Raw genomic sequence first — 10,648 nt, 5'->3', positions numbered from 1 at the left:
CTGCCAGCCCGGACCGGACGCTCCCGATCAGGCTACCAAGGATGGGAAGGCGGGATTTATCCCGCCTTTTTGTTGTCTGGGGTTGAGCCATTTCGCTTCGCAACTCCGATCATGTTATTTTCAATTCATGACCAAGCTCGAACAGATCGAAAGATCCATCACAGCCCTAAGCCCCAAAGAGCTGAAGGCCTTTGCCAAATGGTTCGAGGCGTTCCAGGCAGATGTATGGGATATGCAGATCGAGGCCGACGCCAAGGCTGGCAGGCTCGATAAGCTTGCCGAGCAGGCTTTGGCTGAGGTTCGCGTGGGCAGAACCCGGCCTCTTTGAATCACGTCCTCAATCATCGACAATTGGCGAAAGCAGCGAAGCTGCCTCGTTCTCCCCGTTAACGGGGAGAAGTGCCCGGCAGGGCGATGAGGGGCAGCACCGACGCTTCAAGAGGAACCATCGCAGAGCCAAGCACACGGAGGCTGGCGCCGCCCCTCATCTGGCTGCCGCCATCTTCTCCCCGTAAACGGGGAGAAGGACGCTCCGTTACCCCACCCATCCGATCGGCACATGCCCGGGATCCTTCTCCACGCGGCCAAGCCAGGCCGCGACGGCCGGATAGGCGTCGAGCTGGAAGCCGCCCTGCTCCGCCGTATGCGTGTAGGCATAGAGCGCGATGTCAGCGACGCTGAAAGCGCCGCCAGCGAAGAAGGCGTTGTTCTCCAGATATGCGTTCATCACGCCGAGCGCCTTGTTGCCGCGCTCCAGCGTCACCGCCAGCCGCTCCGGCGTCGCATCGCTGGCCCGTTCAGGAAAGGTCAGCAGCGCCTTGCGCACGGCGATATAGGGCTCGTGGCTGTACTGCTCGAAGAACAGCCATTGATAGGCGAGCCCGCGCTCGTATTTGTCCCCCGGCAGGAAGCGCGTACCTTCGGCGAGATAGAGCAGGATGGCGTTGGACTCGGCCAGCCGGCGGCCGTCGTCGAGCTCGAGCAGCGGCACCATGGCGTTCGGGTTCTTGGCGACAAAGTCGGCTTTTCGCGTGTCGCCGGTATGCGAACTCACCTCGATCGTGGTGAAGGCGAGGCCRAGCTTGGCCATCAGCAGGCGCGGCTTGTAGCAATTGCCGCTGTCGATCATGCTGTAAAGTATCATGGACGGTCCCCGGAGCGCTGCCTTCTGCAGGCGATTATCGCAGCGGCGGCGTCCTCAACCAATGATTTGTTTTGGCGCAACCATCAGCGTCGCTGATGCAAAGTCCTGGCAAAGAGCGGCACGACCTTGTTGTCGAAGCCCAGCAGCGCGTCGATCACGAGCGGCTCCTCGTTGAAGATGGTGCCGGCCAGCGCCGGCCTAGCCAGAAGAAAGCCCTGCAGCAGGTCGACGCCGGCTTCGAGCGCGACGCGCAGATGGACGGGTTGCTCGATGCCTTCGACCAGCACCCTGGCGCCGCGATCGTGCAGGCTGGACACCAGCGGGCGGAAGAAGCGTTCGGCAGCGGCGTGGCGGCAGAACTCCGCGAACCAGCCGCCATCGATCTTGACGATATCAGGCTTGAGCAGGCTCACCCGCTCCTCGGTCGAATGACCGGTGCCGAAATCGTCGATGGCGATGCGGATGCCGTCGCGCCGCATTTCGCGCACCAGTCGGGCGAGAAGCGAGTCGTCCGCCGCCTGTTCTGTGATTTCGCAGACCAGCATGCCGGGGGCAAGGCCGAGTTCGCCGAGATGCCGGCTCATCAGCCGGATCTCGGCCAGCGCCCGCCCGGGATGGTCGTTGATCATCGGATTGTAGTTGAAGAACAGATCGAGCCCGTCGACGCCGATGTTGTGGAAATTCCTGAGATGCAGCACCCGGCACATGGTCTCGACAAACAGCCGGTCCGAAGCAGTGACGCTTTCGAAGAACGCCCGCGGCGAGCCTGCGCGGCCGGCACGGTGCGGCTCGATCAGGCCCTCGACCGCCACTGCGTGCAGCGAGCGCCCAAGCGGTGCGAAGATCGGCTGGTAGGCGCTGCGCAAGCGGTATTCGCCATGGACGCCATATTCGATGCCGATCTCGTCGGCGAAGATCGCATCGCCGACATTGCGCCGCCGCTCGAGCCTCATGGCGCGACCCGGCGCCCGAAGGCTTTTGCCGGCCGCCCCGCATGTGGTGAGGCCGGAGTTGCCGGTGCGGCAGTCACGGGGGCAGCTTCCGGCGTGGTTTTGCCGAACACGCGAAAGCTGGTCGGCGCCAGTTCCGGCCGCGCCAGCACGAAGCCCTGGACCATCGAAGCGCCGGACTTCTCGGCAAGCTCCAGTTGCCACCCCTCCTCGATACCCTCGAACACGGTGCGGATGCCCTGATCCTCGAAGGTTCTCACCATGGTGGTCAGGAGCGCGAAGCCGGCGCCGGATTCCATCAGCTGGTTGATCCAGTAGGCGTCGAACTTGACGATGTCGGGCTTCAACTCCTTGATGCGGTGGATGTCGGAATCATCGGCGCCATAGTCATCGACCGCGATGCGGAAGCCGTTGCCCCTGAGGGCGGCGACAAAGCCATGCAGGGCCTCCTGAGATGCCGACTTCTGCTCGGTCACCTCGCACACGACTCGGCCGGGATCGATGCCGGCCTCGTGCAGCACCAGCCGCATTTCGCGCAAGGCATTGTCGGCGACCGACCGCTCGGTGAACACCGACGGGTCGAAATTGACGAAGATCGACGCCTCCTGCGGCAGGCAGGCGCCGGCGTTGAGCAGATGCAGCGTCCTGGTCAGCGCCTCGACATGCAGGCGGTCTCCGGCCGGACAGGTCGAGAAGAAGGCCATCGGCGATTGCGGCTCGCCGTCGCGGAACGGCCGGATCAGCCCTTCGAAGGCGGCAACCGACAGCTTGCCCTCCTTGAAGGCGAAGATCGGCTGGAAGGCACTTTGCAGCGTGTAGATACCCCAGACACCTGTGGAGGTGCCGTCATCATGACGGATGATATGGGCAAGCCCGATGCTGCGCGACACGGTTCCTCGCTCCGCAATTGGATTGCGATCCTGTCATGCAAGCCTCTACCGCCCGTTAATGAATTTAGTGTTGCCGATCACAGCTCGAATCACAGCCACTTGACGGCTGGATCAGCCAACAATGCTTGCACTGAGCGAAATCATGCGACATGAGAAGCGCCGCGGCCGCTCCTGGTCGCGCCGATCTTCTCAAGGAGAGACTGAGGTCATGGCCTTTCTTGCCGACACCCTTTCCCGCGTAAAGCCTTCCGCCACCATCGCGGTGACGCAGAAAGCCCGCGAGCTGAAAAATGCCGGCCGTGACATTATCGGCCTCGGCGCCGGCGAGCCGGATTTCGACACGCCCGACAACATCAAGAACGCGGCGATCGAGGCGATCCGCCGTGGCGAGACCAAGTATCCGCCGGTMTCGGGCATCGTGCCGCTGCGCGAGGCGATCGCCAAAAAGTTCAAGCGCGAGAACAATCTCGACTACAAGCCCGAGCAGACCATTGTCGGCACCGGCGGCAAGCAGATCCTGTTCAACGCCTTCATGGCGACGCTGAACCCCGGCGACGAGGTCATCATCCCGCGCCCCTATTGGGTCAGCTACCCCGAAATGGTGGCGATCTGCGGCGGCACGTCGGTGTTCGCCGACACCTCGATCGAGAATGGTTTCAAGCTGACGGCCGCGGTGCTGGAAAAGGCGATCACCCCGAAGACCAAATGGCTGCTGATGAACTCGCCGTCGAACCCGTCGGGCGCCGCCTACACGGAAGCGGAGCTGCGCGCGCTGGCTGATGTGCTGCTCAAGCATCCGCATGTCTGGACGCTGACCGACGACATGTACGAGCACCTGACCTATGGCGACTTCGTCTTCAAGACCATCGCCGAGGTCGAGCCGAARCTCTACGAGCGYACGCTGACCATGAACGGCGTSTCGAARGCCTATGCCATGACCGGCTGGCGCATCGGCTATGCCGCCGGTCCCGTCCAGCTGATCAAGGCGATGGACATGATCCAGGGCCAGCAGACCTCGGGCGCCTGCACCATCGCCCAATGGGCTTCCGTCGAGGCGCTCAACGGCCCGCAGGACTTCATCGCCAAGAACAAGGCGATCTTCCAGGGGCGGCGAGATCTGGTCGTCTCGATGCTCAACCAGGCGCGCGGCATYTCTTGCCCSTCGCCTGARGGCGCYTTTTACGTCTATCCGTCCTGCGCTCAGCTGATCGGCAAGAAGACCAAGGCCGGCAAGGTGATCGACACCGACGAGGCCTTCTGCTCGGAACTGCTCGAGGCCGAAGGCGTGGCGGTGGTGTTCGGCTCGGCCTTCGGCCTCGGCCCCAACTTCCGCATCTCCTACGCCACCTCGGAGACGCTGCTGGAGGAAGCCTGCACGCGCATCCAGCGTTTTACGGCGTCGCTGACCTGATCAGCGCAGCCTGAAATGCAAAAACCCGGCGTCGTCGCCGGGTTTTTTGTTGGAGACGAAGCAACTCACGCCTGCTGCTTCGCCTCCCTGGCCGAACGCGCCTCGGCCGGCGCGAGCACAGCGATCAACAGGGCAGCGGTAAGGAACGCGCCGATCGCGGCCGTCAGCATCGCCGCGTGGAAGCCACCGGCATAGGCGATGGCGAACAGCTGATGCACACCACCCTCGCCTATCGCCGCATCGGTTGCGAAATCATGCCGTGAGATGGCGGCGCGGGCCACCGCTTGGGCATTGGCGACACCGGCATCGCTGAGGTATCCGGTCAGCAGGTTCGTCGCCCGCATGCTCATCAAGGCGCCAAGCAGCGCGATGCCGATGGCAAGCCCGCTCTGGCGTGTTGCATTGATGACCGCCGACACCATGCCTGAACGCTCGCGTGGCGCATAAGACATGGCGGCGGCACTTCCGGTCGGGATCGCCAGCGAATTGCCGAGGCCGCCAATCGCGAACAGAGCGCACAGCACCCAATACGGTGTCGACGGTCCGGCCCAGCACATGCCGAGCAACGAGAGGCCGATCAGGACATAGCCCGCTGTCATCAGCGCCGAATGGCCGTACCGGGCACTGAGCCTGCCGACAAAAGGCGATACCACCATCTGGACGATGAAGGCCGGCGCCATGCGCAGGCCGGTCTGCGTCGGCGACCAGCCTTGCACCTGCTGCAGGAACATCGAGAAGAAAAAGACGCTGGTGTAGGAGGTGAAGCCGAGCGCGAAYGAGGCCACGTTGGCGACGGCAAAGCGCACGTCGCGAAACAGGCCGAGCGGCAGCATCGGCCGAGCCGTGCGTGCCTCGAAGCCAAGGAAGACTGCCAGGCCCACGACACCCGCGATGATGGCCGTGATGGTCGTGGGATCACTCCAGCCGGTCTCGCCGGCCGAGATCAGGCCGAAGGTCAGCGCACCGAGCCACAGGATCGAGAGCGCCAGGCCGACAAGGTCGAGATGGGCATGTTCGGGATGCGCCGTCTCCTCGATCGAAATGGCACCGAGCACGATGGTGAAAAGGCCAAGCGGCAGGTTGATCAGGAAGATGCTTTGCCAGCCAACGGTCTGTACCAATATGCCGCCCAGCACGGGACCGACCAGCAGCGAAATGGCCGCGAAAGAAGCCCAGCCGCCGATAACGCCGGCGCGTTCGCGCGGATCCGGGAAGGCCTGCGTCAGGATCGAAAGCGCGCCCGGAATGAGCAGCGAGCCGGCAATGCCTTGCACCACCCGGCCGGCCAGCAGCGCCGTCAGATTGGGCGCAACGGCGCAGATCAGCGAGCCGGCCACGAAGATGCCGACGCCGGCCAGCCAAGAGCGCTTGCGGCCATAGCGGTCGCCGATCAGCCCCGACGACAGCATGAAGGCCGACAGGCACAGCGTGTAGGCATCGACCACCCATTGCAGGCCGCCGAAATCGGTGTGCAGCGCCTGCTGGATGGTCGGCAGCGCGACATTGACGATGCTGACGTCGAGCAAAGCGACGAACGAGCCGAGATAGACGGCGGCAACGAGCGGCAGGCGGTTCTTCGGCATGACTATTTCCAAATATGAGTTTACAGTCACCTACATCACTGACTGACGGTCAGTCAACAATGCTAAACCACTTTGGAACCATTATAAAAAGCTTGTCTCCGCCACCAGATGCAGGATAATGGCAACCGATAAGCCAGCGCTGCGAAAGAACCGAATGGTGAGTGGAATCATATGCCTGTCATTGCCAGAAAGGCACTGAAACCACGCACCAAGCCGGCCGAAGTGCGCCGCGAAGACATCCTGCGGGCAGCGACTTCGCTGTTCATTGCCGGGGGTGTCGGCACCACGACGATCGACGAGATCGCCAGCCGGGCCGAAGTGGCCAAGGGCACCTTCTATCTCTATTTCACCTCCAAGGAGGATGTCGTCACTGCCCTGCGCGAGCGCTTCGTCAGTGGATTTCGCGCCCGCATCCTGAGCGCCATCGACGCCTGCTCGCCCGATGACTGGACCGGGCGCCTGAAGGGCTTCGTCAGCGCCGGCATCGACGCCTATCTCGACGACCATCAGCTGCACGACGTCGTCTTCCACGACCACCGGCCCGACCAGCGGCAGATGAAAGGCGACAATCCGCTGCTGGGCGATCTCTCGAGGCTGCTGGCGGCCGGCACGAAAGCCGGCGCCTGGTCCGTCGACCATCCCGACCTCACCGCGATCGTCCTGTTCAACGGACTGCACGGCGCCGTCGATCACGCGATCGAACGCGGCGTGCGCGACGGCAGCGAACTCGCAGCAACCCTCGCGGCGCTGTTCCTGAGGATGTTGCGGCCCGAATAGGACTCAGCCGGCGTATTGTTCGCCGGAAACCGCTTCCAGCCAGTCGGCATGGACGCCGTCGAGCGCCTCCTGCATGGCGATATGCGTCATYGCCGTCTTCGSTCCGGCGCCATGCCAGTGCTTCTCGCCGGGCGCGAACCAGATGACGTCGCCGGCCCTTATCTGCTGGACGGGGCCATCCAATGTCTGGGCAAGCCCGGCGCCCGAGGTGACATAAAGTGTCTGGCCGAGCGGATGCGTGTGCCAGTGGGTGCGCGCACCGGGCTCGAAACTGACCAGCGTGGCCCTGAGACGCGCCGGCGCCTCCGCCTCTATGATCGGCGTCTGCAGAACCCGGCCGGTGAAGTATTTTTCCGGTGCTATGATGGTCGGCACGCTGCCGCAAGCAATGATCTTCATCGTCTGATCCTGAAACTGGTGGTGAAGCGACCGGCGGCAAACGCCGCTGCTTATCGGGGCAAAAGCCATTCTCGGCCGATATCATCCGAGGCGCAACCGGCCGTTTCGGTTGCCGTGACGAACATCCAGTTTTTCTCCTTAACCATGAACCTTCCGCGCATGGCGCATCGAGGCGAATGACGGCGAATTCAATGTCTTCTTAACGGCTGCCCTCTAGCCCTGTGCCTGCATTTCAGGGGGCGATGAGATGAGCATACTGGCGACGATCAAGGACCATAGCGGCCGGGTCTATCGCGGCATCCAGGCCCTGCTTTTGCTCAGCATCGGCGCGGCAGCACTCGGCGCCTTCGACATTTCGCGCAACCTGCCCTCGGATGGCGCCTTCGCCGTCTCGATCCTGGCCACCAGCCTTGCCTTGCTGGCGCTGATGTACATGCGCAGCAGCGTCGTCCACCGGCTGCGCTCGGCGGCGGCGGCCGAGGCGGAAAAGCATCATTTCCTGACCAGGGACGTCATGACCGGGGCGATGACCAGGCGCTATTTCCTCGAAGCGTTGCGCGACAGCCTGGGCACCATGCGCGACCGGCGCGAGGCGACCCTGCTTTTGATCGACGTCGATCACTTCAAGCAGCTCAACGACACGTTCGGGCATCAATTCGGCGACCTCGCTCTGGTGCACCTGGTCAAGGCCTCGGAACGCATCTTTGCCGGCGGCATGGTCGGGCGGCTCGGCGGCGACGAATTCGGCGTCATCATTCCGCATAGCCACCTCACCGCCATCAACAAGGATATCAGGCAATTGCTCGATACGATGCGGGCCGGCAAATCGCATGAAGGCAAGACCATTCCGCTCTCCATCTCGGTCGGCGTGGCGCTGGCGCCGGCCCATGCCTCCAACACGGCGGAACTGATGCTGGTTGCCGACCTGGCGCTCTATGAAAGCAAGGCGGCGGGCCGTGGCCGCGTCACCGTGTTCGACGAGGAGATGCTGTCCGACAAGCGCTACCGCCGCCTGGTCGAGCGGGAATTGCGCGCCGCCGTCTATCTCGGCGAGCTCGAGCTGCACTATCAGCCGATCGTCAACCCGGACGGGTCCACTTGTGCTTTCGAGGGCCTGATCCGCTGGCGCCATCCGGTTCGCGGGCTGATTTCGCCGGCCGAGTTCATTCCCATCGCCGAACGCTCGACGCTGATCGACATGCTGGGCGAATGGGTGTTCAAGCGGGCTTGCGCCGATGTCGGCCATTTCCCCGGGCGTCGCATCTCGATCAACGTCTCCGGCGAGCAGCTCAAGCGCGACGAGATCGTCACCATGTGCGACCGCGTGCTGAAGGAAACCGGCCGTTCGGCGGCGCAGTTCATCATCGAGATCACCGAGACGGTGGCGACCGCCGCCACGCCGGAAATCCTGCGGCGCCTCGAAGCCTTGCGCGGCCTCGGCTTCCACATCGCGCTCGACGATTTCGGCACCGGCCATTGCGGCTTCAACTATCTGAAAACTTTGCCCATCGACAGCATCAAGATCGACCGCTCCTACATCCGCAGCCTTGCCCATGACCAGGTGGCGCAGATCTTCGTTTCGGCGCTGGCCCAGATAGCGCGCATCCAGGACGTCACCATCGTGGCGGAAGGCGTCGAGACACAGGAAGAGTTCGCGCTGGCCAAGGCCGCCGGCTGCAACCGTTTCCAGGGCTATTTCTTCGGCAAGCCGGCGCCGCGCGACAAGGTGGCCCCCTTGGTCGCCCCCTTCCGCACCATCAATGCCGAACCCATGGCGCTGAGCGCCTGAGGACGCCGCAAGGCACCGGATTTCTATTTCCCTTGCCCTGCCGGCAAACAAGTGGGACGATGCTTTTGGGCAGGTGGCGACATGAAAAGAACCCCGCCCGCGACGGTCGAACAGGCCGGCCGCCGCTCAGGACCGATTGACCACGCCTGAACCATGCATGCCAGTCGGTCCCTAGGGAAACGCCTGAGTGGAGGTCAGCCATGGGTACTCGCGCCGGAGGACGACGCACGGGACCGAAATGCATTGCCATAGTCGGTCCCTTTGCAAGCGGTAAGACGACACTTCTCGAAGCCATATTGGCCCGTACGGGCGCCATTCCCCGACAAAATCCCGTTTCATCGGGCAGCACCGTTTCAGACCATTCGCCGGAGGCGCGCGCCCACGCCATGAGCGTCGAGGCGACCATCGCCACCACCGAATTCATGGGCGAGCAGATCACCTTCGTCGATTGTCCCGGCTCGATCGAATTCTCCTTCGAGGCCGAGCCGGTGCTGGCCGCTTGCGATCTCGCGGTGGTCGTGGCCGAGGCAGACGAAAAGAAGATCCCTGCTTTGCAGCTCATCATGCGCAAGCTTGATGATCTCGGCGTGCCGCGCATCCTGTTCCTCAACAAGGTCGACAAGGCGATCGCAGGCGTGCGCGACACGCTGAAGATGCTGCAGCCGGCAAGCTCCGTGCCGCTCCTGCTGCGCCAGATTCCGCTGCGCAAGGACGGCGTCGTCATCGGCTCGATCGATCTGGCGCTGGAGCGCGCCTACATCTACCGCGAATATGCCGAGAGCGAGGTGGCTCAGATACCGGGTGACGACAAGGCGCGCGAACTGGAAGCCCGCTTCTCCATGCTGGAGACGCTTGCCGACCATGACGACCAGTTGATGGAGCAGCTGCTCGAGGAGATCGAGCCGCCGAAGGACGAGATCTTCGACGACCTCGCCGCCGATCTGCGCGACGGCGCGGTGACGCCGGTGCTGATCGGCACCGCCGAGAAGGGCAATGGCGTGCTGCGCCTCTTGAAGGCGATCCGCCACGACGCGCCAGACATCGAGGCGACCCGCAAGCGCCTCGGCGCCCCGGAGGGCAGCGCTACGGTGGTCCAGGTGATGAAGACCATCCACACGCCGCATGGCGGCAAGCTGTCGGTGTCGCGCATCCTGTCCGGCCAGGTTGCAGACGGCTCCGAACTATGGCTCCCTGGCGGCGACACCGCCAAGGTTTCCGGCATCTACAAGATGCTCGGCAAGGATCAGTTCAAGCTCGCCGCCGCCAAGGCCGGCGACACCGTGGCGCTGGGCAAGCTGGACGAGGTCAAGACCGGCCAGACGCTGACCTCGGCCAAGAGCGGCACCAAACAGCTGTTCGCGTTCGAGCCGCCGCAGCCGGTCTTCGCCTTCGCGCTGCGGCCGAAGGAACGCAAGGATGAGGTCAAGATGTCGGCCGCCATCCAGCGGCTGGCCGAGGAGGATCCCTCGCTCAGCCTGCGCCACAACCAAGACTCGGCCGAGACGGTGCTGTCTGGCCACGGCGAGATGCATCTGCGCGTCGTGCGCGAGCGGCTGGAGGGCAAGAACCAGATCCCGGTCGAAGGCCACGCGCCGGCAGTGCCCTACCGCGAGACGATCCGCAAACCAGTGCAGCAGCGCGGCCGCCACAAGAAACAGTCGGGCGGCCATGGCCAGTTCGGCGATGTGGTGATCGAGATCAAGCC

General features: G+C 63.7%; 10 protein-coding genes. 5 read left to right on the top strand and 5 right to left on the bottom strand.

Features of this window, described 5'->3' with window-relative positions; genetic code table 11:
• A partial coding sequence (locus AC1DX0_RS23550) for a hypothetical protein (RefSeq protein ID WP_477357020.1) occupies nt 1-328 on the top strand: 328 nt, incomplete at its 5' end.
• Between the two features lie 207 nt (nt 329-535).
• Here the strand turns inward: AC1DX0_RS23550 and AC1DX0_RS23545 are convergent.
• The 3 genes from AC1DX0_RS23545 to AC1DX0_RS23535 all read right to left on the bottom strand — a co-directional run bounded on the left by AC1DX0_RS23545 (nt 536) and on the right by AC1DX0_RS23535 (nt 2,984).
• Nucleotides 536-1,144: a glutathione S-transferase family protein gene (locus AC1DX0_RS23545; RefSeq protein ID WP_477223508.1), complete on the bottom strand. Its 609-nt coding sequence runs from the start codon at nt 1,142-1,144 to the stop codon at nt 536-538.
• Between the two features lie 83 nt (nt 1,145-1,227).
• Nucleotides 1,228-2,097: an EAL domain-containing protein gene (locus tag AC1DX0_RS23540; protein ID WP_477223509.1), complete on the bottom strand. Its 870-nt coding sequence runs from the start codon at nt 2,095-2,097 to the stop codon at nt 1,228-1,230.
• Nucleotides 2,094-2,984, bottom strand: coding sequence for an EAL domain-containing protein (locus AC1DX0_RS23535; protein ID WP_477223510.1), 891 nt, complete (start codon nt 2,982-2,984; stop codon nt 2,094-2,096). Before AC1DX0_RS23535 ends, AC1DX0_RS23540 begins: the two co-directional genes overlap by 4 nt.
• 208 nt (nt 2,985-3,192) lie before the next feature.
• Between AC1DX0_RS23535 and AC1DX0_RS23530 the strand changes: the two genes are divergently transcribed.
• The gene (locus tag AC1DX0_RS23530) at nt 3,193-4,395 is read left to right on the top strand and encodes a pyridoxal phosphate-dependent aminotransferase (RefSeq protein ID WP_477223511.1); all 1,203 of its coding nucleotides are present in this window, start codon (nt 3,193-3,195) and stop codon (nt 4,393-4,395) included.
• Nucleotides 4,396-4,460: 65 nt separating this feature from the next.
• On the opposite strand, the gene AC1DX0_RS23525 is transcribed toward AC1DX0_RS23530, so the two are convergent.
• Entirely contained in the window at nt 4,461-5,978 is a 1,518-nt protein-coding gene (locus AC1DX0_RS23525) for an MFS transporter (RefSeq protein ID WP_477223512.1), read from the bottom strand.
• Between the two features lie 171 nt (nt 5,979-6,149).
• Between AC1DX0_RS23525 and AC1DX0_RS23520 the strand changes: the two genes are divergently transcribed.
• A complete protein-coding gene (locus AC1DX0_RS23520) occupies nt 6,150-6,755 on the top strand; it encodes a TetR/AcrR family transcriptional regulator (RefSeq protein WP_477223513.1) in 606 nt (201 codons plus the stop codon).
• Between the two features lie 3 nt (nt 6,756-6,758).
• Here AC1DX0_RS23520 and AC1DX0_RS23515 read toward each other — a convergent pair whose 3' ends face one another.
• On the bottom strand, nt 6,759-7,154 hold the full coding sequence (locus AC1DX0_RS23515; RefSeq protein ID WP_477357018.1) for a (R)-mandelonitrile lyase: 396 nt from the start codon (nt 7,152-7,154) through the stop codon (nt 6,759-6,761).
• 247 nt (nt 7,155-7,401) lie between these two features.
• Here AC1DX0_RS23515 and AC1DX0_RS23510 point away from each other — a divergent pair, with 247 nt between their 5' ends.
• Nucleotides 7,402-8,943, top strand: coding sequence for a putative bifunctional diguanylate cyclase/phosphodiesterase (locus AC1DX0_RS23510; protein ID WP_477223515.1), 1,542 nt, complete (start codon nt 7,402-7,404; stop codon nt 8,941-8,943).
• 200 nt (nt 8,944-9,143) lie between these two features.
• The coding region (locus AC1DX0_RS23505; RefSeq protein ID WP_477357016.1) for an elongation factor G at nt 9,144-10,648 on the top strand (1,505 nt) is incomplete at its 3' end.

The sequence above is a fragment of the Mesorhizobium sp. P3_A9 genome, from assembly GCF_056402975.1.
Note: the sequence above shows the minus strand (reverse complement) of the source record. Positions and strands in the feature narration are given on the sequence as shown.